The organism is Bradyrhizobium sp. USDA 4516, assembly GCF_054055915.1.
On the sequence record NZ_JBSRXT010000001.1, the window covers coordinates 493,813 to 519,622 of the forward strand.

Consider the following 25,810-nt stretch of genomic DNA (forward strand, 5'->3'; position numbering starts at 1 on the left):
CACAAGAAAATGACGGGAGAGACGATGATCCAGTTCGCGCGTGTCGCCTTGCTTGGTTTGATTTGCTGCCTCGCCTCGATTGCCCCCTCATCCGCATCCGACTATCCGAACCGCCCGGTGCGCTGGGTGATCGGGTTTGCCGCCGGCGGTCCGGTCGACATCGTCGCCCGCATCATGAGCCAGTGGCTGTCGGATCATTTCGGCCAGCAATTCATCGTCGAGAATCGCACCGGATCGGGCGGCAACATCGCCGCCGCGGCCGCTATCAACTCGCCGGCTGACGGCTATACGCTGTTGTTCGTCGCGCCCAACAATGCGATCTCGACCTCGCTCTACAAGAAGCTGCCGTTCGACTTCCTGCGCGATACCACCCCGGTCGCGAGCATCATGCAGCTCACCAACATGCTGGTGGTCTCGAACGCGATGCCGGTGAAGACCGTCCAGGAGTTCATCGACTACTGCAAGGCCAATCCGGGCAAGATCTCCTATGCCTCTTCGGGCAACGGCACCTCGGTGCACATGTCGGCCGAGTTGTTCAAGGCGATGACCAAGTGCGACATGCTGCATGTGCCGTATCGGGGATCCGCGATCGCCTTCCCCGACATCATCTCCAACAAGGTGCAGCTGATCTTCGACAATCTGCCGTCGGCGCTGGAGCAGGCCCGCGGCGGCAACGTCCGCGCGCTCGGCGTCACCTCGCCGAAACGCTGGGCGAGCGTGCCCGACGTGCCGGCGATCGCCGAGACCGTGCCGGGATTCGAGGCGGTCGGCTTCTACGGCATCTCGGCGCCGAAGGGCACCCCGCCCGATATCGTCGATGCGCTCAACAAGGCGGTCGGCGAAGCGCTGAAGGACCCCAAGCTCGTGGCGCGCCTCGCCGAGGTCGGCGGCATCCCGAAGCCGATGGCCCCGGCCGAATTCGGCAAGCTGGTGGCCGACGAGACCGAGAAATGGCGCAAAGTCGTCGAGTTTGCAGGCGTCTCAGTGGATTAGGGCGCCGGTCGCCAGAAAGACGGAGGGCCAGGCAGGATGGCTGCCGGCCGCTGTTCCAGCATGCCAGCCGCGAGACGTGGCTGCCCGGCGGCGATGGCAGGGACGCGGGGGCGGCATTGCCGAAACCGCAGCCAGCCTGTAAACGGAGCCCGCACCGTTGCCGGCCGCGCCCCACGGCCCGCAAGGCGGCGGGGCCTGTAGCTCAATGGTTAGAGCCGGCCGCTCATAACGGTCTGGTTGCAGGTTCGAGTCCTGCCGGGCCCACCAATGAGATCAATATCTTACCGGGTTCTCGTTGCCCGCAGAACGACGACCGCACCAGAAACCGCACCAGATACGTCCACTTTTCGTTCGTTGATGAAGGCGTCCGACAAACTGGAGGACGATGAGTGGGTACGATGATGCATCCAAGATCGACGGCTCCCAGCCAGCTCAACCAGGCGTCGAACGCCCACATGCTCGCCTTCTCAGCCCAGCTTCTCCCGCTCTCGGTGACCACCTCCCCACGGGTTGCGAGACCCATCCAATGCTCCCACCTGCGCGGCGGCCAACGCTCCCGCTCAGCATGTTGAGCGACGTCTCCCGTTCGAATGAGAAGTTCAACATTCTTCTGTAGCTCGGCATCTCGCGCTGGAAGCGGGTGCACGAGGTCACTAATGCAAAGGCAGTTCTAGAGCGGCACGTCGATGCGGAGAGCCACCATCGTCTGGATGCTGGCCTAGCTGAGTTGCAGGCATTACAGGCTTGCTATCACTGGGACACCATTCGACGAAGTAGCAAGATCACATAGGGCACTCGCGTTATAAGGCAACCTTGACGTTCCACAATTTATAGGAGAACGTAACTTCACACGCTGTACCTTGGGGGGAGAACGCGTTTTGAACGAAGGACACGTTTCTGGCGATGCCGAGCCACTCATACCAAGCCGTCTTTTGGCACGAGCTTGGAGGGATGCGGCGTTCCGCGAGGTGCTAGAACTCGAAATCGGCGTAAACCTGCCGGAAAATCCGATCGGCGAACTCCGACTGAGCGGGGTTGAGGAACGTAAGCCGGAAAAGTTCGCAGGAACAATCGCAGCCAGCTGCAGCACGATAGCTGCCACCTGCAGCACAATCGCTGCGACCTGCAGCACGATCGCAGCTAGCTGCAGTACGATCTCGGGCAATTGCAGTACCATCGCCGCCACCTGCAGCACCGTCTCCGCGAAGTGCAGCACTGTCGCTTCTAGCTGCAGTACGATTGCAGCCAAGTGCAGCACAATCGCCAGCACGTGTAGCACTGTCGCATCGAGTTGCAGCACGATCGCGGCCAATTGCGGCGGTCGCCGGCGGCGTCGCTGAGCTAACTCTGTGGAAGCTACGGAAGGTGTTCTCCTAACCCATTGGGCCGCTGGACTTGGTGTTCTTGAGCGCGCGGAGCGTGGACGAGTCGAGTTACCGAATCCGTCAGCGCTACTCCGATGGAGGGATACTCCCGCACTGAGGGATCAAGCGAGTTGGCAGCATTTCTTGCAGACCACCGGTCTCTCTGAGCAAGATATATCTCAAGCGGTCGGTACGCCGCCAATCTCCGAAGGAGCTGACGGGATACCGTTTTGGGTTCAGGAGGCCGTCCGGCTCGCATCAGGGCGCGCGCTCCGTACCGAAGGCGCGAGCGCCTTTGTTGAACCATGGATCGTGGATGCGGAGCGCCAGCTGGCCGCACAAATCCGCCACTTGAGCGCCGCGTCCGGTACTCCAAAGCTAAGTACATCCATTGCGCGAAGCTTGGCAGAGAAACTCGAGCACGAACTTCTTGAGCTCGTGGTCAGACCGGCGCTATTGGAAGCGGCAATTGCCGAACGCGGTAGCGGGCGGCGCGCAGACTACGAAGAGGCGCTTCGTCAGCTTGCTGAGCGCAATGGAAGGCTGGAACTTCTCAGTCTTTACCCAGGGCTTGCCTTGGCACTCGTAAAGGTGCGCGACCGTTGGCTCGCAGCCAGCCAAGAGTTCCTATACCGTTTGGTTACAGATTGGCAGGTGCTCGTCGACCGCTTCAATTTTGGCACAGACGAATTCGTGGCCGCCGCATCGTTCGCTGACAGCGACCCGCACGACAACGGCCGCCGTGTGATCGTCGCGCGGCTGAGCAGCGGACGACGATTCGTGTACAAACCTCGCGAACTAGGCGCTTTTGCAGCCTATCAAGATATCCTTCGTTCGCTGAACGAATTCGGCTTCACACCTGAATTTGCGCCACAGACCGTTCTCGATCGCGGACGATGGGGATGGGTCGCATTCGTGGCTGCAGAGGCCTGTAGCAATGCCCAAGGATTAGACAAATTCTACCGTCGCTTGGGCGGGCAGCTCGCATTACTGCATCTGCTTGACGCGACCGATTGTCACTACGAAAATCTCGTGGCGGCGGGAGACCAGCCGCAGTTGATCGACCTTGAGACCCTGCTCACACCGGTGTTACGCCAGCCTAGCGGCAGTGGAGCGGACGCGAAGGCTGTCGAACTAGTTGCCGAATCCGTCCTTCAAACGGGTCTTTTGCCAAGTCCCGTCGTCGTGGACGGCAAGGTGGTGGATTTAAGCGGCTTGGGCGCTCGCTCTTATCAGAAGACGCCGTTGGAAGCATTTCAAGTCGAAGCGGACTTGGTCGGCCGCCTCCGCGTCAAGCACAGTGCGTGGCGTCTCGGCCGCACGCACAATAGACCGAGCCTAGCCGGCCGCCAGAGCGATCCAAGGCGCTTCGCGGCTAGCATCGAGCGAGGTTTTAGCGCCGCCTACCAGATTCTGCAGAAGCGTCCAGCAGAAATAGCTGAGCTTCTCGACAGCTTTCACGGTAGGGAGGTTCGTGTCGTTTTGCGACCGACCGCTTCCTACGTCGAGATATTGCGAGATAGTTACCATCCAAACGCAATGTACGACGGCGTCGAACGTGACCGCGTGCTGACGCAGCTTTGGCACGGCACTCAAGCCCGGCCTTGGTTGCGAAACGTCGTAGGCGATGAGTTTCGCCAGCTACGTAGAGGCGACATTCCATTTTTCCGTGCAACGGCTGATGGGAATCGAATCTACACCGAGCGATCCGCGTCCTCGAAACTGATCGGAGCGCGGTCGGGCCTGGATGCTGCTCGTTCACGTCTCGCTAGCATGGATGATCGAGATCTTAAGCGCCAACTCGCGCTCATAGCGTCCTCGATTTCTGCTTTGAACAATGATCATAATGCCTTCCTAAGAATTGAAGGGTGCGTGCTGCCTCAAGCATCACTGGATTTGGCGCGCCTCATCGGGGACCGCCTCTGCGAAGACGCTATCCTGATAGATGGCGAGGCGACATGGCTCGGACCAAGAGCAGCGGCCGATCCGCCCTGCCCATTGCTAGGAGAAATTCCGATCCGCCTCGTGGGATCGGACCTCTATTCGGGGCTGGCTGGCATCATATTCTTCCTGGGGCATTTGTATCGCTTGAGCAGAGACCCGCGCTTCCGTCTGCTTTCTGAGGCAGCTGCGCGAAATCTCTGTCGACGGATTGATAACAACGAAATGGTATGTGCTGGCGGCGCATTCGATGGGCTTGCAGGCGCGGCCTATGCTCTGGCTCACCTTGGATCGAACGTGGGCGATTCCATGTGGACTCGGCGAGCCATCGAGTTGGGCGGGAGTGCTTCGGCGCTAGTGGAAAGAAGCCCCAACCTCGACCTCATTTCTGGCCTTTCCGGAGCGCTTCTCGTCCAACTAACATTGGAGTCTCTTATTCCAGGTTGCGCTGGAGAGGCCATCCGGCGCGCAGCGGAACGTCTCAGTTGTGCACTGAGTACGCCAGCTCCAGCATTGCCTTACCATCGGGGAGCCTCGCATGGTCACTCGGGTGCCGTCTGGGCCCTCTCGGCAGTGGCCGCGTTCTTAAAAGAACCCGGTCTTCTTTCCTCTGAGATCGTGACCCGAGAGCTACGATCCACCACCGGCGGGCAATGGTTCGATCCTAACGATGATCTGCATCGCAATCAGGTGAGTTGGTGCCATGGCCCACTTGGTATCGCCCTTTGTCGGCTGGCGTCAGCGCGGGCGCTCGAATCCGAGGAACTACGTGAAAGTGCATTGACCGCTCTCCAAGCTAGCCGACACGTACGGCTCCCGAAGGACCTCAGCTTATGTCACGGGCTGGCTGGATTGCTGGACGTAGAGCTCTTTAGCCAAGCTCGAGGAGCGCGGCGGCGCATCCTGACAGGTACTGCTCGGCTACACGCGGGCGTGGCGCACAAGCTAGCGAGCGGTCCACGCGTTCTCGATTTCGGACTTATGACCGGGCTCTCTGGACTTGGGATGCAGCTGCTGCGACTTGTGGACGCGTGCACGCCGAGTGTGCTGCTACTTTACCCACCATCGAACCAGCTATCGAGGTAGCGTACCAGATGCTACGAAAATTTGCCGACTAGTAGGCTGCTGGCCAAGGCTTTTCGGTCACGTCCCAATTTGGCCGACCGCAGGCAGCGCTCTATGCCCGACAAGAGGCATGGGTTTGCGGTGCGCTCGGAGGGCGTTCGCATTTCCCCGCGATTCCAATGAGTTATGCAGGAGAATGACGAGTTTAGGTGCATTTCACGTCGGCCTTGCCCTACCCGAGCCCCATCAAGCGCTGGATCGCGCTAAGGAGCTCGGTTGCCCCTTGACGAAATCGTTACACACTTTATGTGTATTATCCATAAAGTGAGTAACGACATGACTAGCCGTCCCTATGAAACCTTCGGCAAATTGCTCGTCGACCTCCGCCAAAAGGCGGGCATTGCCAGTCAGACCGAGTTCGCGACGCTCGTCAAAAGCACCCAGCAGACCGTCAGCAGATGGGAGGCCGGGCAGTCGCGCCCCCGTGACAAGCAGATGCCGCTGATTGCCGCGGTGCTTAAGGCAGACGTCGCCGATCTTCTCGCTGCCGCCGGCTTCACGCAAAAGACGGCCGTGGTGAGCTTTGATCAGCCGTTTCCGATTGACGGGCTGACTCCCGATAGCTTTGAGCGCTTCTGCCGCCATCTCTTGCAAGCTCTCTACCCGACCGCCCGCGTCGAGCATGCTGGCGGACGTGGTCACACACAAGACGGGCTCGACGTCACCGCTACCTTTCCCGAGGGCTCGACCTTCAGTTTCCAATGCAAACGCGTCGATGAATTCGGGCCTCAAAAGGTAAGGGATGCGGTCGCTAAGCACACCGTGGTCGCCGCCAAGAAGGTCCTGTTGTTGACCAATATCGCGAGCCCACAAGCCCGCGCGGCCGTCAAAGAATCTCCAGGCTGGGAGATCTGGGACCGAGAGGACATCTCCTACAAGATCCGCCAGCTCTCTCTCGCCGACCAAGTGCGGCTCGTGGACATCTTCTTTCGCGGTCAGCGTTTCGCCCTCCTCGGTGTCAACGAGGCGGGCCCTTGGGAGACCAGCGAAGAATTCTTCGTCGCCTTCAATAACGCCGATGGCGTGTTCAACCATGTTTGGAGCCTCGTCGGCCGTAAAGCCGACCTTGACGCGTTGATGAAGGCCTTAAGTGACCCGGCTGTTTCCGCCGTCTTGCTGATGGGCACCGGCGGCTCTGGAAAATCACGCATTCTCAAACAGGCCGTCGAAGCCTTCGAGGCCAACAACAAGGGCATTGCCGTTCGCTACCTGTCGCGCAACGCCGAGATCACCAAGAAGAGCCTGGAGGACTTAGGCGCCAAGGAAAAGCTCCTCATCGTTGACGACGCTCACGACCAGACCGACCTGCAAATCCTCTTTCAGTATGCCGCGGACCCCTCCAACAAGGCCAAGCTCGTTCTCTCCTTTCGCCCCTACGGTCTCGACCACATCAAGGCTCAAGCCAGCAATTTCTCGTTAGTCGGGAAGGCACTCAGAGAGATTGCCCTTGAGCGGTTGACATCTGAGGAAAGCGAGCAACTCGCCGCCCAGGTGCTGACGAAGCACGGCGGGCCGCTCTCGGCCGCAAGAAGCATCGCCCGCCTGACCCGCGACTGCCCGCTGGCCACCGTTGTTGGCGCTCAGGTCGTGGCCAAGGAGCAGCGCCACTTTGACTTGGCGCAGCACGAGGACACATTCCGCACCCTGCTCTTCTCCCGTTTCCAAGACATCATCGCTGGTCAAATCGGAAACAAGGGCGAAGCTGAATCAACCAAGAAGCTCCTGAAGATATTGGCGCTGCTACAGCCTATCCACCCCGAGGACCAAGCGCTGCTCCACGTTATCGAGGAGGTCGAAGGCCTCAAGCCGCACGATGCTAGCCGCATCATGCGATCACTCACCGAAGCCGGCGTCCTGTTCAAGCGTGGCCTACAGTACAGGCTCTCGCCCGACGTGCTGGCCGATTACATCATCGAGGAGCATTGCGTCGGCCCGCTGGGCGCCTCATCGGGATATGCCGAGACCGTTTTCGACGCCGCCAACGAGAAGCAGGTCGAGCATCTCCTCGTCAATCTCAGCCGCCTCGACTGGCGGCGCTCGAATGGCGATCCCAGCAACAGCAAATTAGTCGACGGGGTCTGGAGCAGGCTTAAGCCCGAGCACGACTATAGTGATCCACACATCAAGGCCGTTGCGGAAGTCGCGTACTACCAGCCTGCCAAAGCCATCGAGTTCGCTGAGCGCTTGATCCGTGAAGGAAAGTTCCTCAGGCAGCTCCCTGAAATTCTTCAGAACGCAGCGTTTAATTTTTCATATGTCGAACGTGCCTGCGCGGCTCTCTGGGAACTCGGCAAGCACGACGATCGCCCGCTTGCGCAGACCCCAGAGCACCCCATTCGCATCTTGTCCGAATTGTGCGAGGTCCAGCCGAACAAGCCGCTCATTTACAACGAGGCGATTGTGGACTTCGGCTTGAAGCTGCTTCAGCACCCGGCCTCTTGGCAATATCCCTATACTCCGCTGGACGTGCTGACCCGGATCTTTCAAACTGAGGGGCATATCACGGAGTCGCAAAATTTCTCGCTCACCTTCAAGCCGCACTTCGTAAACGTTAAAGCCATCGCGCCGCTGCGCAACAAGGTCTTGCGCGCAATCATTGACCTTCTCTTCAACCCGGATGCCCGGATCGGCGTGCTTGCGGCCGAGTCGTTGGAGAACGCGTTCAGATATCCCATGGGCATGTTCAATAGCACTGCCTCCAAAGAGACGCGCAGCGAATGGACGAGCGTCTTTGTTGAAGGGCTCCAAGCAGTAGAGGCCGCCCTCAAGGCCCGCGCAGTTGATGACCTGGTCCTGCTGTCGGCCTGGAAGGCCGTGGCGTGGCATGTGCACTATGGCCAAGACGCCGCAGCCGCTGCGGCACGCGAGCTTAGGGCGCTTCTGCCCGGTACTCTGGCCTTTCGAGCCTTGACCGTGCTGATCGATGGCCACGGCGTTGAGTTTCGGCGCGCTGATAGGCATAATCACGAAAAAAGGTGGGCCGCTCACATCGCGACTTTGGTTAGCGACCTGTCCACAGCATATCCAGATGCCGAAGCGCGGCGGGCCTTTATCGGAAGCCTCCTCGGGCACATCGCCAAGAGCTACAAGCGGGCAGCGACGTCGTATCAGCTGTATGAGGCCTTGATGCGGGCGTCGGTAGACTTCTGTAGAGCAACGCTCGACGATGCATTGGCCACCCCCGCGTCCGAGACGCGCCAATTCACACCTGGCGCATTGATAGTCTTGTGGGACCACAGCCGAGATGAAACACGGGCTGTGATTGCGAAATTGCTCGCGACTGACCGCGAGCAACTCCGTGCTTCGGTTGCGCAGTCCTATTCCCGCATACTTGGCACCGGCCTCTACAACGACGCCGATATCGCTATTCTGCGCACATTGCTCGCCGACCCGAGCCCGTGGGTGGCGCGAAGTGCAATGATGACGTTGAACAGCCTACCGGAAGACAAGGTGAGCCTTGTCATCGAGCTTGCCCGCGCCGCGAACATCGGTGATTCCCACCACTTGGCGGACGAGTTGCTGACGGTATTCACGTTCCACGAGTTGTTTAAGCACCTGTCGGTCGAAGACGTGAAGGCCATCCTGGAAAAGCTCATGGCGGTGCCCCAACTGGACGGCCATTGGGTCGAAGAGTTTCTTGCAGAAGCCTCGCAGGCGTTCCCCAGAGAAACCATGGCGTTCTTCATGCGCCGCGTCGAGCGCGCCGGTGAAAGCGAGGGTTGGAAATATCGCCCGATCAACAACGGGCCGTACGGCCACGTCCCGTTGCGCTTCCGTAAGTCCGCCATCTACGGCGATCTCCTGAGGGAAGTCGCGGAATGGATGCGGGCTGGAAAGAGCAAGCCGTTTCTATTTGGCTATCGCGCCAAAGAGCTGTTCGAGACGTGCTTCGGGCCTTTTGATGGAGAGACGGTCAAATTTCTCGAACAGTGGATTGCCACCTCCGACGAGCAGGACCTGCGTCTCATTGCCGACATCCTCGGCGAGGCGCACCATAGCTTTGTGTTCGCCAATCGTCCGTTCGTCGAGCGTTACCTCGAAAAGGCGAAGCAAGTAGGTCCAAAGGTCTTGGAGCATGCCATCGGTGCGCTCTACAGCTCGGCCATTAGCGGCGTTCGCTCCGGAACGCCGGGAGAACCGATGCCGCGAGACATCTACATGAAGGACGAAAGCGAGAAGATACTGCAATCGCTGCCCCGGTTCTCGCCGGCCTATGAGCTCTACGACTGGCTACGAAAGCACGCTGAAGGAGGCATTGCTGAGTCATGGCGCACGAAAGAATCCTTCGAGGACTAATTCAATGACACGACGGATCGCGCGACAAATTACAGCCTACAGCACCGTGGGCGCTCGGCGCGAATGGCTGAGTTTTCATACCAAGATGTGAGCACGATGCGACCGACTGAAAGCACCCTCAAGCGATTGTTCGCCTTATCGGGAAACAACTGCCCCTTTCCAAATTGCCGGTCAACGCTGACCTACAACGGCCGGCTGATCGGAGAGGTTTGCCACATCAAGGGCGACAATCCGGGCGCTGCTCGATACGACCCCGAGCAGACAGACAAGGAGCGACAGGCTTACGAAAACCTCATCGCGATGTGCCCTATCGGGAGCTTCTCAGTACATTTTACGTCCAGAAACACCCTGTCCGGACAGGTCCGAATCCAACGCTCAGCCTGGGCGATCTGGTGCGCCGAGTCAGCGATTGACTTGCGGTACCAGCGCTTCCAGTCGAGATCGACATTACCGGTGTCGGGATAGCTGCAGGACTTATCTGAGAAGATGATGACGTCGTTGCCGAACACCACCAGAAGATCGGTCAGCTCTTTCCCCGGCTTCTTGAACAGGTTGGGATAGGTCCACAGCTTCAGAAAGGACTTATCGCAGAGCTCTGCCAGCAGCTTCTCGGATGGCGTCAATCCTTCAGAACGCTTGAAGCGCATCCGCCGTTTCCTCTCGCCCCATACTTGCAGCGAGGGCTGCTTAGCAGCCCCGTGTCACGTAGTTTACCATAGGTTGCGCTGATCGGCCTGTTTCTTCCTCCGAGGGTTACTCCGCCTCTTCGGCATCCTTCTTCTGCCGCCGAGCCAGCAGGTCAGACACCATCAGCTTTTCCTCGAATGGCAGCCCGAATTGGTGCATTGCAGCCCGATGCGCTATTTCACCACTGATCTTATACGCCAGCTCTTGAGGAATCTTGTCTCCCTCTCGGAGGCCATTCCTTCCTAGGACATCCCTGATGATCCGCTCAAACTCATCGGACCTCCCGGACTCGGCGTAATACGACATGAAGCTGGCAATGCGTTGCCTGGCGTCGCTAACCTCGTATTCCGGCGTAGCCAGCCAGGCGAAAGGTAGATCGAGATCAATGGTGCTCGACCAGATTTCCGGCTTCTCGGGATTCGACACAAGCGTGATCTTGCGGTCTGGCGTGCCGCCGGCCACGGCCAGCACGACCTGGAACGCGATCAGGTTGTAAAGGGTAAAGTGGCCGATGACGCGGCCCGTCGCATCACTTTGCACATGGATCAGATTGAACATGGGGCCGTATGCCGTTTTGACCTGATCGAGAATGGGCAACAGACGCGTGTCGAGCTTCATGCTGGACAGATAGGAAGCTTGGCCGCCGCGCATCACAAAATCTCGCGCGGCCCGGTACGGCTCACCGTGGACCTCTTTGTTTCCGGCGCAGACCGCCCAGAGGACCAGGCACGACTTGGCTGCGGACCGAAAGGCGTCGACACCACCGAACGACAGGGGAAAGTGAATCGTGTTGGGGCGTTGCTCGATGATTGAGCCGATGGAGGCCCCGATTTGCTCGCGGAGCCTTTCCTCAGGCATCTGAATCGACGCCGCGATGTGCGGAATAAGCTTCTCTAGCTCCTCGGCCGACCGCGCGTTGACGGAGATAGCGACAGATCCGTCGGCATTCTTTGAGGTCGTAAACGGCTTTCGAACTAGGTCTATCCGGCCGTCGCCCCCGAGATTGAGCACCTGATCACCCGCCTTGACGTTCCTGAGCGAGGGAGCCGCCCGGCCGGTGCCCGATTTAAGCTGCAGCAGATTACGTATTTCGGTCACCTGGTCAGCGAAGGCCTTGTCGATTCCGCTACCAAACACGTTATTGCAGTCGGAGCAGCCGACCTGGGTGGTGGTCATCCGACCGCCCACCGCGTTGAGCAGGATATGTTCGGGCTTGGTCTCCGGGCCGAGTTCCCCGTCGCAGAATATGCAGGAAGGCATGAGCATTCTTTTTCGTGATGGCAATGCCCCCACTATAGGACACCATCGCGGAAATTCCACGATGCACAAGCTGGCTTTCGCTCGATTGGGTTGCGATGTCCCCGCGCCGGGGTTCGGCCGCAAGAGCGGCAAATGCTCGCGCAGTAAAGCGCGCGTGGGAGCAATCCGCCTAAGATGCCTCCTCTCCTACCGAGGCGTCTCCTTCCTCGGCAGAGGACGACCTCGTTCCCTTCTTCTTCGCGGGATAGTCAACGAGGTAAGGGGCGGCACGAGACAGTAAACGCCGTCGAAGCGTACCGGCATTCATTCCCAAGTGGAGCTGCCGATGGCAATTTGGACAGCAGGCACAGGCATTATCTGTTGTGTCCGGCCCACCCTCGGCGAGCGGCCGAACATGGTGAACCTCCAAGAACGGTTGACCATCCACGGCGATGAACGGTGCCCGGGCCTCGCACACTTCGCATTTGCCGGCGGCTCGATTCAACACCCATGCGATAACATTGGGATCTCTTACGAACCTCTCGATCGTCGACGCCGACCTCTTGACGCTACGTGAGCCCGGCGGCATCTCGTGCTTGGCGCCGATCAATTTCTGGCGCGCGGAGATGATGCGCGTGGCAAGCGCTTCCTCGTTTTCCGTGGGCGTTTCGAGGTCGTTTGACCGGACCCATTGCTCATTGATCAACTCAATCAGGGTGGCCTTGACACCTCCGACATTCCTCATCGGCGCATAACCCGTGGCCCGCTTTAGCCCTAACTCGTCGAGAACGGCGGAAATATTCTGCATTCTAAACTCGTAGGCACTTTCGGACCGTGACGCGAGCCCTTGCTTCAAAGCCTCATTCCTTAGCTCGGTCTTGCTGACCCTCTCCCCCCGCGCCTCGGCAGTAATAAGCTTCCAATAGGCGAGAACGCAGACTTTCAATTCCTCGTTCGACCACGGCAGCCCATGCGAGGCGCTTTTTAACCGCTCAAACGCAACTCCCTGCCTGCCGTCGCTCGATCGCAGGAAAGCGTTAAAGCCGGCTTGTCGCCACTGGTCGCGACGCGATCGATGGTGGTCTTTCGTATTCGCCCAGAACTGGGGCTTTGATGCTTCGGCCGGCAAGCCGCCGACCATCTCTGAAATCTGCTCTAACGAGAGCCAAACACGTTCGGTTGCTTGCGTCTTTAAGTAGTCGCCCAGAGGAGCATACTTAATATTCGCTGCAGGCACGGGTTCGGTTCCTCTTCAAAGTCTATGGGCTGGCGCCGCAGTGTGGCCGCGAGCACAGGTATTGGGCATCCGCTTTTGCTTGAATTGCAAGTGCTGCCATCGCAATCTAGAAGCGATGTTCACGGGCTAGGTAGCCTTGGCTGGATAGCGTTGCCGCCCAAAATACAGGATGACGAATTCCTCTGTTGCCGGATCAACACCGATCACCCGATACCTTGTGCGCGCTGACAAGGACTACACCTACGAAGCTCAATATTTTGCTCTGCGATTGGGGTAATTGGCACCATTTTTATCCTGGCGAACTCTCAACCAAAGAATACGATGAATTTTTTTACAATTATAGGTCGCCATTAGATTGCAACAGGCTGCTATTTTAGTTTGTAATGGTGAAAACGTCGTCCAGCTCGATGTCACGGATAACGCGGTGGCGGAAGATATAACCGGATTGAAGTTTATCGATTCAACCAGCCTCCTGGTGGATATGGGATAACAGCATCTGAAAGCCGCGCAGAGCTCATCTGTGGGCGTGATCATCTAACGCCTCGGTCGAACCAGATTTTCAGATATACGTATTCACTCGGTTGACGCGCGTTTGCTAGCCCCAGCATCATCGAGCCCTCCATTGGAGAGGAAGATATGATCTCCACTGACCCCCTGCAGGCCTTTGTAGATGAAAGCGGTACCGGAAACCCGAATGCGTTAGTCATTGCCGGATATGTCGCACGAGCAAGCGAATGGGCGAGGTTCTCACAAGCTTGGCAGGGAAAGCTCCTTGAAGCAGGCTTAGCTCGGTTCAAAATGACCGAGATGGCGAAGCGGCCCGAAATCGCCGCTTACTTCTACAGAACAATCGAGGAGTACAACATCGAGGTCGCGATTTCTTGCGTCTTTGATACGGCGGGATTGGTACGGTTTGTGAACGAGTTTGTCGGGAAATCGCCGTCGTTAGATATGGGAGCTATGAAAAATCCATATCTCTACGCAGCCAGGCAAATTATTGAGAACCTGGCCCTAGCGCAGGAGAAAATGGGCCTGAGCGAACCTGTCGATTTCATATTCGACGATAAATCAGAGCAGAAACGACTGTCGCCGCATTGGGATTTGTTCCGTGCATCATTGAAGCCAGAGATCAGGGGGCTAATGGGCAGCGATCCAATTTGTCGTGACGATGAAAAGTGTATGCCGCTGCAAGCCGCAGATCTGTGGGCTTGGTGGGTACGGAAATGGCACGAGGAGGGAAACGAAGATGGAGTGAAGCAACTTTCTTTGCCATGGATCGCAAAACGCTACATCAAACGAACTCATTGGGTATACGACGAAGCTTTCTTTAGAATGTCACTGCATGAACCCCTTTTGCCCGAGCATCCGGAGATTGCTCGGAGAATTATGACGAAGCCTGGCGAGGGGACCAAAATGACGCTACCTGACCCATCCTCGCTCAATTGGAAACGTTGAGAGAGAGACGAGTGAGGTTGTCGTGCTCATTCGCGAGCTTGATGGCGACTTCGTTCTGTACTTTCCCTTCCTTGAGAGATTCCGCCATAACACCCGCGTAAAGAACCATCATTCTCAATTTGAGGTATGCACTCACCTGCCCCAGATCAGAGAACGTGGGTTTCTGATCTGACTCGGCCCCAGCGAGAGTCTTCTGATACTTCATTCCGGTGTAGTTGAAGCCAAGCACCCGACCAATGACCAGATGACCGGATTCGTGACGCATGATGTCGATCACCGGCCTCTCAGGGAGAGGTGTGTATCCCTGGGGAAGGTCAGGCACCCACGGCGCGTCAGGACTCACTTTCTTCTTCATCATACACCTCTGGCGTAGGCGTGCCGCCCATCAAAACAAATCTACTTCTTGAAGTAAGCGAGAATCGCGACGGCTAGCGCGATTACTGAAATGAAGAGCGTCACCCTACTCTGCCAATATTCGTATTCCACCTTCTGCATCGCCCGAATTTCGCTGTGGAGCTTATTAGCTGCCGCTGTGGTGAGAAAACGCTCAGGCGCACCTCTAGGCTGTATCCAGCTTTCCTCATCTTGAGGAATGGGTATATGCAATTTGTAAGCTTTTTCGATGAGGTACTTCGAGCGAAAGTAATCCGTCGCCTGCGTCTGATAGATAAGCTCCCACTTCTTCCCGCGCCTGGGGCTTTCGTCGGCATCCTCATCATCCACAGGAAGTTGGTCATAAGCGCGGTATAGCTTGTGCTGCGTTTTCAGGTACTTCCTCAGCTCCCATCGATATCGTAGCTCGCCGAACATGCGACAGCGCCCCCCTACTACTACCACCGATTGAAGCCGGCTTGTTGAGAAAGTAATCTCGGTTGCCCGTCGCCGTTTCGGCGCACTGATCATCGACACGATGATTGCTTGGACATGGGCATAGCACAACCCCTCGCGGGTCGGCCTGTGCCGCACCTCGTTCAGCGCCGTCGAATGGTGAGAGGTCTTTCTTCGCCCCGGACTCAGCGTGCAGGAGGTCGGTCGACGATTGTCAGCTTCGGCCAGCCCTGCAATCAACCGACGTGTCGACCACGCGGCGCCAGGCGGCCTCGGGTGGTGCGCCCAACAGCCGTCAATCGTCGGGATTGGCACCAGCACGGCAGACCTATGGACGAGGTGTGGACTAGCTGGGTCTCAGGTGCCCGGGGACGCAGCACGCTCCAACCGCCGACCCCGCCGGCAAGCTCAATTCTTAGGCCGCCGCCCCGCCCTAAGCGGACGCGGGGGCAGATCTCCCTTCGCCGGGACTACAAAGAGATCGGGGATGGACGCCTTCAGCGCAATCGCCAACTTCTCAAGGACCGCCACTGATGGATTTTCGAGCCCCCGCTCGAGACGACTGACATAGGTCCTGTCGATCCCCGCGTCGACGGCAAGAGCCTCCTGCGAAAGTCCCTGCTCAACGCGCAGTCGCCGGATATTTCTGGCCACCAAAGCTTGCGCCCTCATGCGCGCAAGCGACCATTCATAGGTCTATTAAACCACGGACAATGGTGCTACTATTATATGAACCGTTTGGGCTGACTTTCAGGAGATGCAATTTAGTCCGAGCAGCACCTCAGAATGACGAAGCGATTGCGCGGTCGGCACGGCATGCGAACACGGGCCGCCGCGAACAAAGAAGCTCTCCGGCTCTTCTAACCCGGCAGGAAGAACAGCAAGGAAGGGTGACGGTATCAATCCCGTCAGTGCCGACCAGCATTTCCAGGGAGCACTCAGGTGCCAAAACACAGCGAACGCATTTCTGTTGCCCTCACCGCCGAACCATCGCCGCCTATGCTGGTTGATCTTGAACCTTTCGTTGAGCTCTCTGGACACCAATGCCTCGGCCGAGCGAGCAATGCATTTCGGTTCGGATATCGATGCAAGCAGACTGGCATGCCCGTCGCGACGGTCGAGATCCCGGCCTCAACCGTCGCCCAGTCCATCCGATTGAAGACTTCAGTTCGAGTGACGACCGATGGAAAAGTCGCCGCCGAGTATGATATACTTAACGATGGCGCGCTTGGCCGCAGTTCTGAAGCAGTCTCCCTGGTCCAATTGATTGAAGAAACCCTGCATGTCGATAACCTCCGCATGGAGGAGGCTGGCCCGCGCGAACTAAAACATCTGCTCCAAGAGCTCGAGGTTTCCATCAAACGAGTGAAGACTGCCCTCGCCGCTATGCAGGATCAAGGGCTCTCGGCGCTAACGTCGAGATCGGGATAGGGCGATCTCATCTCAAAAGTTTGCAATGTGAATTCGCCGGTACCCATTGGGGTAGATTATCTCTGCGCGTATACCGCAAAACACGGTTTTGCGATGCATAGCTCGTCGAGGAACGCCAACCGTTCAGGTGGTGATCCTCTGCGCCACGCATGGCTTCGATTCTGATTTTAGGGGCAGATCAAAAGATAGGAGATTTGCGCGCCCGACCATGCCCGAAAATCATGGGCGATGCGGTCCCAGGCAATCACCCCTCGGGAAACTCGACGTGGCTTTGTAGAGGACAGATGTTGAAGTGATCCGCTACAGTCCAGTCGACAGCGGTGCCGAGGTCCTGCTCCGCTTGCCGCGTCACCGCGTAGATGAATTTCCCTGGGGCGCGGAGGGCTCGCGGTGCCGTCGGGCGCCACGATGAAGCGGAACTGACCGCGGTCGTCATCGCTTCGCCCAGTGAAGACCTTGGGCTCGGACGGCCAGGCGTGGCGTCGTACAGCTCATCTGCCGCCCCCCGCGCATGATGCCGTCGCGTTGACGTACCGGAGGTGGCACGAACGGCGGCTATCTCGCGCGGCTTGATGAGAACGATATGCGCCTTGATTACGACGCACCGTTGGTCTGTCGTACGGCAAGCGTCGTTTCATGAGTGTCACCGCGGTCAATCCCCCGCCTGAAATGACGAGTTCCGCCGCGGCTCGCGCCGGCCTTCTAAGCCTCTTGGCGCACGCGCCTCGGATAGCTGCCCAGCCCTCATAGATCGCCGATTGCCGATCAGGTCGAGTTCACATTGAATTCGTCGTCGATCTCTCGCATGGCCAGCATCCGGCGTTTGAATGAGCCGCCGATATGTGAAGCCGAGGAGCGTGCGCCAAGACGCAGACGCAATTGCGCAAGTTCGCCATTGCGTCGGGTCGAACATGGTGACAGCGGGGACCTGAGCAGCGCTAAAGCTTGGATGTGCAGACAACGGCTTAGGCGCTCCGTAGCGCCAGTGCTTTTATCTTGCCCTCCCAATCGCTTGCTATCTGCGCTTCACCTTACCCCTTCTCGCTTCCTCTCTCTGCCGTAGCGCGTTTCTAGGAACGGCTTGAAATACAGCCCTTTCGCTCAACAAACGGACGGCAAATCGAGCTCTGAGAGCACGCGCATAGACGTCATTCCTGCCTGCGAGACGAACGAAATACCACGCCGCTAGATCGAAAATCAGAGCCAGATCTGCCGCAAATTCCAAGCGATCGATCCAAAATGCTCCGACAAAATCCCTTCCATCAATCGCATTTTTCCCCATGCGAAGACCCTTGTCGGAGCACAAAATGCCCTCCCGCTTCCTTCTCAAGGCGGCGCAACAAACGCAAAAAAGCCCCGCCTCCGAGGAGGCGGGGCCGATGATCCCTGAGGATCAGTCGCCGCTGCGACGGGACCAGATCAGGCTGAAACCCTCCTCGCCTTCGATCCTGACCAGCGAGGCGTAGATCGGGGCTGGGAAGCTCGGATCGTCGAGCTTGACCGAGAGATATTCGCGCTCGCTGTCGCGGACGGTCTTCTTCCAGGCGGCGCCGAACTCGGTCGCGCCCGCGAAGATCCGGTAGTCGGGAGCCTTGTCGTTGTCCTTTTCGGATGCGACGACCTTGGCCTTGATGTTGAGCGTCAGCGTCTTGATCGAGCCGGTGTAGCCGTTGTCGGAAGCGGTGAAAGTGCCGATGGTCGCCATGATAATCTCCGTCTGTTTTGCTCGGGCCGCGTCCATCGCAGCCTCGATGGCGATCCCTTGCCCGGGGAGCGATCGGCCCGCAGCCTTTAGGCCCGCAGCGCCAGCGGAGGACGGCGAAAGCCTGCTTTTTTGTCTTCCCGCGAGGAATGCCGCCCCCTTCGCGGCAGGGGAAAAAAGCAGGCGTGAGCTGTTGCGGGAAGACGATCGAGGCGCTTGCCGACCCCCCGGGCCTGATCAGCCCAATCGTGACTGCGTTGGACGCGAGCCCCATCGGAAATGACGGAGATTTTCATGGCGATCGCCCCACGTCACAGCATTAGACAACGGCTGAATCGGTCGATGATAAGCCGATGTCCGCCCATCAATTGCAAGGAGGGCGCATCGGGATCAACGCGAAGAACCGAGCCACATGTTCGCGCAGGACACCGGTCGCACCGCCGGAATGGTCCGCCCGACTGCGTCCCCGATAGGCGCAATCGAGGCACGATCCGTGTTTTCCGGCCCCAATCTGCGCATCGCTGGTGAAGGTCGACGGGTACACGGTACAGCCACCCTGGCTGCAGCAATCGGCGTAGATCAGACGGGTCATCCGCCCCCAATCGGAGGGAGCTCTTGCGTGGGGAGTCGCCGCTTTGCATCCATGGAATCGGCCGCGTACCGTCAGGTGCGCGGCCAAAATTTTTGAGCCCGCCGGGGCCGCCTAAGCGGCCCCGGCGCTGATTTCACTCCGCAGCTTCCGCTCCGAGTTCGTTGCCTTGCGCCTCGCCTTGGAGACCGCCTTGCCCCTGCGGCGCGGCCGCCCGCAGCAGCGTCGGCAGCCAGCCGGTCGCCGCCAATAGTTGCTCCGCAGCCTGCGCCATGTCGGCCTTCTTCATGTCGGTCAGGCGCTCGGCCGCCTCCTCACTGAGGCCTTCGCGGACCGCCGCCAGGATGCCCGCCTTGGTGACCCGGCCGAGATAACTGCGCACCGTCGGGTGCCAGTAGGCGGTCATGTCGAGGGCCACGGCCTCGGCCAAACGACGGCCAGCCGCCAGCGCGCGCGGCCTCCGGTCGAACGGCAATTTGACCGCATTGACCGTCAGAGCGACGCAATGCGCGAACAGCGCCATGCGGCTGTCGTGGTCGAGCTCGGCCACGAACCCCCATAGTCCGGCGACGTCTCTGGGCACCTGCCGCGCCCAATTGCCATGGCGATCCGACCAAGTTTTGCCGGCCGGCGTGTCCTCGATCCCGTCCGCATGCGCAGCCAGATCGGTCCGCACCGGCTGGATGCCGACCACATGCGCGTTCGCTCCGAGATAGAAGATTTGCGCGGCGAGCGCATGGGTAACCGCCACGATGGCAACATCAGGCTGCTCACTCAAATTGAGGCGCAGTCCTAAGGTCCGGTGCGCGGTCAGGTCGCGAACAAGGGCGTCGGATAGCCGTTGGTTCTCGTCCTCCTCGTCGGCCGCACCTTCGTCGTCCTCGCCATCCTGCGCGCCGTCCTCGCCGTCCCCGTCCTCGTCATCCCGCGCCTCGGCGCCGCTTTCCGGGCCGGTTTCGGCCCGGGGTTTCTCGTCCTCCGGGCGGATGAAACCCCGCTCGACCCGCACCGTGCCGTCGTGATTGAGAGCCACGAAGGCGCCACCGCGCGCGACGTCGGCGAGATCGTAGGCCTGCCGTTTCGCCTCCAGCCGCTCGATCTCTGCCTCCAGCTCGCCGAACCGTGCGTCCACGTCATCGGTCAGTTCCTCTGCCGTCTGATGCTGCTCGGTCAGCCGGTCGAATTCGGTCTGAACCGCCTGAAGGGCGGCCCGATCTTCCGCCGACAGTTCGATCGGATGCGGGTAGACCCGGCGCATACCGTGGGCATGCGGGAAGTCGAGATGGGCTTCCGTCCACTTCCATCCCTCGGCCGCTCGTAGGTTATCCGCCTCGCGGCCGAGTCTTGCCGTCACCAAGAGATCGAGCAGCGAAACGTCTTCCAGATAGCCGCCGCGATCCTCGGTAAAGAGGTCGCGCAACACCGTGCCGCCCGCCTCCGTATAAGCCTCGAGCCCGACGAAGCGCGCGCGCCGATCCGTGGCAGGAACGTGGGTTTCAGTGAGCAGACGGCGGATGGTGCTGGCATCCGGATCGAAGGGGAGGCGCTCATAAACGGCCTCCTGCCGGGCATGATCATCCGTGATGGCAAACGCCATCAGCTGCTCAAGGGTCAGATCGCCGTCGCGATAGAGCTGCACCAATTTTGGCGAAACCGCACCGAGCCGCAGGCGTTGCCGCACCACATGCGCGGTGACGCCGAAGCGAGCCGCGATCTCCTCCACACCGAGGCCACGCTCATCCGCGAGCTTCCGGAACGCCTCGAACTCGTCGGCCGGATGCATCTTCTCCCGGGTGACATTCTCGTCCAGGCTGATTTCGTGGGGGTCGTTCGCGGTATCGATGACGCAGCGGATCGGTTCGTTTTTCTTGATTTCCTTGCGCGCCACCCGCAGCAACTGGGCCAGCCGACGGCCCTCCCCGATGGTCACACAGAAGAACCCCGTCGCGGCCCCATCGCCGTCGACCTCCGGCTCGACGACCAGATTCTGCAGGATGCCTTTGACGGCGATGCTCGCCGCCAAGGCCTCGATCGCCGCCTCACTGTGCGGCGTCCTGCGCGCATTCTTCGGCGACTTCTTGAGCTTGCCGAGCGGAATGCGCACCTCTGTTCCATCAGGTATTCCAAATGTTTTGGCCGACATGATCATTCTTCCTTTTGCTTCCATGGGTGCAGGGCGCACTCCGCGCCTGCGCCCCTGCCCGTCGGCGAGACCGGGGGTAGCAAGTGCCAGGGCGACCCGGGCGGAGGGGGATCGCCCGCCCGAAGGGCCGCTTCGCAAGAAGCGGGTCTGCACAAGCGCATGCCATGTCGTCCAACGTTGTCAGAGCGAGAACAGCACGGAAGACCGGGGAGACCGCTCGGGTCGGCGCCGGCATAAGCCGGCGCTTCACCCTGGCGCGCGCGAGGGGCAGCGCCCCATAGCGTCGATGATGAGAACGCTGGGCAACCCGGAAGAAGTGCAATCAAGCCAAGAGTGACAAGATCAAAGGGCAGCCGACGACAGGGCAGTGATAGCGACGCGGGCATTCAATGCCCGCGGGCACCAAGGCGACTGCGGTCGCGAGACCGGTCAACAAGGCACCCGAGCGCGGGACAGTGATAACGACGCCGGCATGCAATGACGGCGGGGCCCGCGGGCGAGTGCCTCCGGCGAGCGACACATTATATATCTATGCTTGATATATCTATACTTGCGCGAGTGATCGCAGCCGGGATGGCGAGACGCTACGCGGCTCGGTGCACAAGAGCCCGGTGCGGTCATTGCCGCACGCGCCTAAGCGGAAAATCACGAAGACGTAGTTCTGAAAATCTGGGCTCCGCCGCGCGCTATTGTCTGCGCATTATAGATTCAAAATCCGGAATCCCGGGAGATCACTTCTTCAACTCTTCTTACCCGCCTGGCGTCGTCCCTTCGCAAATGTCGGGCCTTCGGCTCCCCACCGAGAGAGAACAGTTCGCCACGGCCGATCATGGAACTCTGCAGTTTGAGCTCCGCCGTTGAGAATCCCATTGTGGTAGGTGGGGAACGAATGGCGGACACAACGATTCGTCGTATCGGGAGCCATTTCGATGCTGACGACAAGTGAACGAAGGCCGCCGATACGGACGCTGCGCGGATGGGCAATCCATGTGCTCCAGGAAGCGGGCGCTGTCCGCGAGTGCGAGGAGCACGGTTGGATGCAGGACCTCGCCGACCCGCATGCGCGAGAGCGGGCCCTCGATATCGCACGTCGAGACCCGCCAACAGCCGTCTCCTCTGATGCAGCGGAAGCCGCGGTTCGCGACGTGCTGGACGGGATCGGTGATACCTGCCCGGAATGCCCTTCTGGCGAGGAGGACCAACGCTAAGCAACCACGCCGACCCGTCTCCTGCTCAGCGGCCTAGCCGTTTCTCCACGCGCTTGCGCGCGTTGCCGACCTTCTTGACGGCCTTTTTCACCGCCGGCGCCGACTTTCCAGTCTTCTTCGCCTCGTACCGCACTTCATAGTCCTGCCCGCCGGCCACCCGCGCTCGGTCCTGCTTTCGTCCGCGCGCCGTCTTAGTCTTCTTCGCTACCGCCATGGACTGCCTCCTGTCGTGACATCGAAGCAACGCGGCAAGGATTCCCAGGTTTCGGAACGATTCAAACTGTGCCAATTTGAATCGGCTGTAGCGTGGAGTTCTTCAGTGGCGTTTCAGCGTAAAAAGCCAGCAGCTATCGGCGCCAAGGCGCCTCTGCCCGGCTTCATCGAACCGGCCCTGGCCACCATGGTCGAGAAGGTGCCGTCCGGAGAGCGCTGGATTCACGAAATCAAGTTCGATGGCTACCGTGTTCAGATCCATCTGGCCAACGAAACGGCGAAGATCTTTACCCGGCGCGGCCACGATTGGACGCATCGCTTCAAGAAGGTCGCTCACGACGCCTGGCGCATCAAGGCGAATTCGGCGGTGGTCGACGGCGAGATCGTGGTACCGGCTGCCGACGGCACGACTGACTTCTCGGTCCTGCAGAACGAGCTCAAGGGCAAATCGAAGACCATCGTGCTTGTAGCATTCGATCTGCTCTATCTGAACGGCCGCGACATCCGGAAGCTACCGCTCTTTCAGCGAAAGGCCGAACTTAGGAATATCCTAAGTGGCACCGACATCCAGTTCAGCGAAAGCTTCGAGATAGAGGGTCGCGAGATGTTTGCACATGCCTGCAAGCTCGGCCTCGAAGGTGTCGTCTCGAAGGTCCGGGACAGCGCCTACCCGAAGGGACGCACAAATGACTGGGTCAAAAAAACCTGCGTGCAGCGTGAGACGCTGACCATTGCCGGCTTCGCACTCGATGGGACGAAGTGGGACGGGCTTTATGTCGGCCGGCGCAAGGGCGACGATCTGGTCTATGCCGGGAAGGTGGACCATGGGTTCAACAAGGCGTCAGCCACCGACCTTCAGAAGCGTCTGAAGCCGCTGATCCGCAAGACGCAGCCTTATGCAAAGCGGATTGCCCACAAAGGAATCTGGGTCGAGCCCAAGCTGCTGGCCGAGATAGAGTACCGTGCGAAATCAGCGCAGGGGAAAGTCCGCCACCCCTTCTTCAGGGGGCTCCGGGAGGATCTGTAATGGACGCCTTTGACCACTTCTGGCAGTGGGCGGAGAAGCCGCTTGATAGTCCTCTGACGATCCCGCGGAGCTCCATCGACAGGCGGGACCGCGCAAAGGTCAATCAGGCCGCAGCACGGGCGGTTTCCCACCAATAGTTTACAAGCGATCGCTGAGTCCGAGCACCCCGGGCGATGCCAATCTCAGTGATCTAGCTTGAATTGGCCAGTATCCGAACTCGTGACGCGGCATATGATCCAGTCATCACGGCAAAGGCACTTGCCGCGGCCACCGGTGGCTGAGAGACCGATCGCGCTCCCGCCTTGAGCCACCAATGTCTCATGAGTCCGAACGTTTCATCCTTCCCGCCACCATGTTGCCGGAGGACGTCCGATTGTCGAAAGGCAGAAAAATGGTGGTCAGCAAGCGTGGTACAAACACCGAGGAAGCCTGAAGCTCCTGGCTTTCTTCGAAATGACGCAGAATATCTTCGAGGATGATCTTGAGCGCATCTTGCGAGAAGAGCGCAACGGTTAAGCTGGAGATCGGGCAGTTCAGATTGGCGATTTCCGATCTGGGCGGCCAATCAGGCGTGGTCTAGAGATGGTCGCTTCGAGATTCAACCTCGCGACCGTCGTAACGCGGCTTCCAAGCGGGCCTTCTCCCTTTCCCAACGCGCTTCCTCGTCCCTCGCACTTTCCTCAAGAACCCCGATCTGTCGTTGAATATCAGCGGCCTTTTCTTCGTGCTTGCGACGGGCCGCGTCGAAGACATCTTGCGCCTTGTCGACGGCGTGCTGCCGTCGCTCGCGCTCCTTCTGCCGGGCGGCCTCTTCCTTGGCACGTTCGCGCTCCCACCGCTGCTGCTCCCTCTCGAAAGCAAGTGCAGCCTTCCGATCGGCCGCGTCGTCGTGGGCCCGCTTAGAAGGCCTCCGCGGTTGACGGCGGCCCGTCTTCTTTAAACTGCCACTGGCGAGGTCAGTAGGTAACTTGGCATGCTCCCTGAATGGCCCGTTGGAACCGACGGGTCTCTTCAGAACGACGCCCGGCGCAGCCATGGCAGCCTCGATGACGTCCGGATCGTCGCTTTCCTTCGCCGCGCCCTGATGGAAGAGATTGCTGTCGGCGCCCCAGGCTTCGAGGGCCGCTTTCATGGAGGGAGCGGCGATCGCCAGGTCGAAGAAGCCGAGCGAAGTCTGGTAGGTTTTCAGTTTTCTGGCCATCGGTCTGATCCGCCCTCGCCCGTCGATTCCCCACGTCTCGCAAGCCACGATGCCTGCGGAACACGACGCGGCCTCGAAGCGTTCCCTAGTCCTTGAAGGACGTCCATGCCTTTCGCAACCTGCTCTTAAGGATTGGCCTCGAATGAGCCGGACGTCGACCCTGCCCAAGCGCCTGCAGCCGATGCTCGCCACGCTCACCGACAGGCCGTTCGATGACCCCGGCTGGGTATTCGAGGACAAGTATGACGGCTTCCGGATGATCGCGGAAATCCGGAAAGGCAAGGTTGCGCTCTACAGCCGCAACGGCAAGATCATCAGCCGCAGCTATATTGAGGTCGCCAAAGCGCTGGAAGGCGTGAAGGGCGACGCCGTCATCGATGGCGAGCTTGTCGCGATCGGAAAGGACGGCGTTTCGCATTTCCAGCTGCTTCAAAACGCGCTGCGGCATGAGGCGAAGCTGCTGTACTGCGCCTTCGATCTCATGTTTGAGAACGGAGCGGACTTGCGCAACCACCCGCTCCTCGAGCGCAAGAAGCGGTTGAAGGCAATTCTGCCGCGCAACAAGCTGATCGCCTTTAGCGCTCACCGTAAAGGCAACGGCACAAAATTCTTCGCCGAGGCCGAGCGGAAGGGCCTTGAAGGCATTATGGCAAAGCGCGCCGACAGCGCGTATGCGTCCGGCAGCCGGACCCCCGATTGGCTGAAAATCAAGACGGCAAAGCGGCAGGAAGTGGTGATCGCCGGCTTCACAGCGCCCAGACGCACCAGGCCGTTCTTCGGCGCCCTTGTCCTCGCCGTGCGGGAAGGCGACGCATGGCGCTACATCGGACATGTCGGCACCGGCTTCAGCCACCAGGTCCTGGAAGACCTCCATGCCAGGCTCGTGAAACAGACGACCCCGAGGTCACCCTTTCCTGCCAAAGTGAAGGGCGAGGCCGCCACGACATGGGTCAGGCCTTCGCTGGTCGCCGAGGTCAAATTCGCGGAGTGGACCAGCAAAGGCGAGCTCCGCCAGCCCGTCTATCTCGGGCTCAGATCCGACAAGCGGGCGAAGGATGTCGTGCGCGAGCGAGAACGTTCACGCAAATAGCGATCTCTTCGCTTGAACCGGCAAGCGGAACGAATCTGGGC

At 59.5% G+C, this 25,810-nt stretch carries 19 protein-coding genes and 1 tRNA gene; 9 read left to right on the forward strand and 11 right to left on the reverse strand.

Annotated features, from left to right (window positions below; all coding sequences use genetic code 11):
* Positions 1–24: 24 nt before the first annotated feature.
* Entirely contained in the window at positions 25–993 is a 969-nt protein-coding gene (locus ACVI1L_RS02280) for a Bug family tripartite tricarboxylate transporter substrate binding protein (protein WP_456782161.1), read from the forward strand.
* A gap of 191 nt (positions 994–1,184) precedes the next feature.
* Positions 1,185–1,260 (forward strand) — tRNA-Ile (locus ACVI1L_RS02285).
* 469 nt (positions 1,261–1,729) lie between these two features.
* Here the strand turns inward: ACVI1L_RS02285 and ACVI1L_RS02290 are convergent.
* Positions 1,730–2,305 carry a hypothetical protein gene (locus ACVI1L_RS02290; RefSeq protein ID WP_456782162.1) on the reverse strand — a complete coding sequence of 192 codons (576 nt, stop codon included), beginning with the start codon at positions 2,303–2,305 and terminating at the stop codon, positions 1,730–1,732.
* A gap of 196 nt (positions 2,306–2,501) precedes the next feature.
* On the opposite strand from ACVI1L_RS02290, the gene lanM reads away from it, so the two are divergent.
* On the forward strand, positions 2,502–5,384 hold the full coding sequence (gene lanM, locus ACVI1L_RS02295; RefSeq protein ID WP_456782163.1) for a type 2 lanthipeptide synthetase LanM: 2,883 nt from the start codon (positions 2,502–2,504) through the stop codon (positions 5,382–5,384).
* Positions 5,385–5,699: 315 nt separating this feature from the next.
* A complete protein-coding gene (locus tag ACVI1L_RS02300) occupies positions 5,700–9,719 on the forward strand; it encodes a P-loop NTPase (RefSeq protein WP_456782164.1) in 4,020 nt (1,339 codons plus the stop codon).
* Between the two features lie 281 nt (positions 9,720–10,000).
* On the opposite strand, the gene ACVI1L_RS02305 is transcribed toward ACVI1L_RS02300, so the two are convergent.
* From ACVI1L_RS02305 to ACVI1L_RS02315, 3 genes are all read right to left on the reverse strand, one after another.
* Positions 10,001–10,366 (reverse strand): hypothetical protein, encoded by a 366-nt coding sequence (locus tag ACVI1L_RS02305; RefSeq protein ID WP_456782165.1) that lies wholly within the window; start codon positions 10,364–10,366, stop codon positions 10,001–10,003.
* Positions 10,367–10,472: 106 nt separating this feature from the next.
* Positions 10,473–11,672 (reverse strand): HNH endonuclease, encoded by a 1,200-nt coding sequence (locus tag ACVI1L_RS02310; protein WP_456782166.1) that lies wholly within the window; start codon positions 11,670–11,672, stop codon positions 10,473–10,475.
* Between the two features lie 163 nt (positions 11,673–11,835).
* Positions 11,836–12,882: an HNH endonuclease gene (locus ACVI1L_RS02315; protein WP_456782167.1), complete on the reverse strand. Its 1,047-nt coding sequence runs from the start codon at positions 12,880–12,882 to the stop codon at positions 11,836–11,838.
* Positions 12,883–13,518: 636 nt separating this feature from the next.
* Between ACVI1L_RS02315 and ACVI1L_RS02320 the strand changes: the two genes are divergently transcribed.
* Positions 13,519–14,337, forward strand: coding sequence for a DUF3800 domain-containing protein (locus tag ACVI1L_RS02320; RefSeq protein ID WP_456782168.1), 819 nt, complete (start codon positions 13,519–13,521; stop codon positions 14,335–14,337).
* Here the strand turns inward: ACVI1L_RS02320 and ACVI1L_RS02325 are convergent.
* The 3 genes from ACVI1L_RS02325 to ACVI1L_RS02335 all read right to left on the reverse strand — a co-directional run bounded on the left by ACVI1L_RS02325 (position 14,321) and on the right by ACVI1L_RS02335 (position 15,837).
* On the reverse strand, positions 14,321–14,692 hold the full coding sequence (locus tag ACVI1L_RS02325; RefSeq protein ID WP_456782169.1) for a hypothetical protein: 372 nt from the start codon (positions 14,690–14,692) through the stop codon (positions 14,321–14,323). The two genes, ACVI1L_RS02320 and ACVI1L_RS02325, sit on opposite strands and share 17 nt — an antisense overlap.
* Before the next feature lie 41 nt (positions 14,693–14,733).
* Complete coding sequence (locus tag ACVI1L_RS02330; protein WP_456782170.1) at positions 14,734–15,147, reverse strand: hypothetical protein; 414 nt, start codon at positions 15,145–15,147, stop codon at positions 14,734–14,736.
* Between the two features lie 426 nt (positions 15,148–15,573).
* Positions 15,574–15,837, reverse strand: a complete 264-nt coding sequence (locus ACVI1L_RS02335) for a helix-turn-helix domain-containing protein (RefSeq protein WP_456782171.1) — start codon at positions 15,835–15,837, stop codon at positions 15,574–15,576.
* A 270-nt stretch (positions 15,838–16,107) separates the two neighbouring features.
* Here ACVI1L_RS02335 and ACVI1L_RS02340 point away from each other — a divergent pair, with 270 nt between their 5' ends.
* Positions 16,108–16,596 carry a hypothetical protein gene (locus ACVI1L_RS02340; protein WP_456782172.1) on the forward strand — a complete coding sequence of 163 codons (489 nt, stop codon included), beginning with the start codon at positions 16,108–16,110 and terminating at the stop codon, positions 16,594–16,596.
* A gap of 1,393 nt (positions 16,597–17,989) precedes the next feature.
* Here ACVI1L_RS02340 and ACVI1L_RS02345 read toward each other — a convergent pair.
* Complete coding sequence (locus ACVI1L_RS02345) at positions 17,990–18,301, reverse strand: DUF736 domain-containing protein (RefSeq protein ID WP_456782173.1); 312 nt, start codon at positions 18,299–18,301, stop codon at positions 17,990–17,992.
* A gap of 722 nt (positions 18,302–19,023) precedes the next feature.
* Positions 19,024–21,036: a ParB/RepB/Spo0J family partition protein gene (locus ACVI1L_RS02350; RefSeq protein ID WP_456782174.1), complete on the reverse strand. Its 2,013-nt coding sequence runs from the start codon at positions 21,034–21,036 to the stop codon at positions 19,024–19,026.
* A 923-nt stretch (positions 21,037–21,959) separates the two neighbouring features.
* Here ACVI1L_RS02350 and ACVI1L_RS02355 point away from each other — a divergent pair.
* Positions 21,960–22,238 carry a hypothetical protein gene (locus ACVI1L_RS02355; RefSeq protein ID WP_456782175.1) on the forward strand — a complete coding sequence of 93 codons (279 nt, stop codon included), beginning with the start codon at positions 21,960–21,962 and terminating at the stop codon, positions 22,236–22,238.
* A 25-nt stretch (positions 22,239–22,263) separates the two neighbouring features.
* On the opposite strand, the gene ACVI1L_RS02360 is transcribed toward ACVI1L_RS02355, so the two are convergent.
* Positions 22,264–22,452 (reverse strand): DUF3606 domain-containing protein, encoded by a 189-nt coding sequence (locus tag ACVI1L_RS02360; RefSeq protein WP_354053263.1) that lies wholly within the window; start codon positions 22,450–22,452, stop codon positions 22,264–22,266.
* Positions 22,453–22,557: 105 nt separating this feature from the next.
* On the opposite strand from ACVI1L_RS02360, the gene ligD (ACVI1L_RS02365) reads away from it, so the two are divergent.
* A complete protein-coding gene (gene ligD, locus ACVI1L_RS02365) occupies positions 22,558–23,478 on the forward strand; it encodes a non-homologous end-joining DNA ligase (RefSeq protein WP_456782176.1) in 921 nt (306 codons plus the stop codon).
* Positions 23,479–24,076: 598 nt separating this feature from the next.
* Here ligD (ACVI1L_RS02365) and ACVI1L_RS02370 read toward each other — a convergent pair.
* On the reverse strand, positions 24,077–24,679 hold the full coding sequence (locus tag ACVI1L_RS02370) for a cell envelope biogenesis protein TolA (RefSeq protein ID WP_456782177.1): 603 nt from the start codon (positions 24,677–24,679) through the stop codon (positions 24,077–24,079).
* 142 nt (positions 24,680–24,821) lie between these two features.
* Between ACVI1L_RS02370 and ligD (ACVI1L_RS02375) the strand changes: the two genes are divergently transcribed.
* Positions 24,822–25,769 carry a non-homologous end-joining DNA ligase gene (gene ligD, locus ACVI1L_RS02375; protein WP_456785500.1) on the forward strand — a complete coding sequence of 316 codons (948 nt, stop codon included), beginning with the start codon at positions 24,822–24,824 and terminating at the stop codon, positions 25,767–25,769.
* The last annotated feature ends 41 nt before the right edge of the window (positions 25,770–25,810 follow it).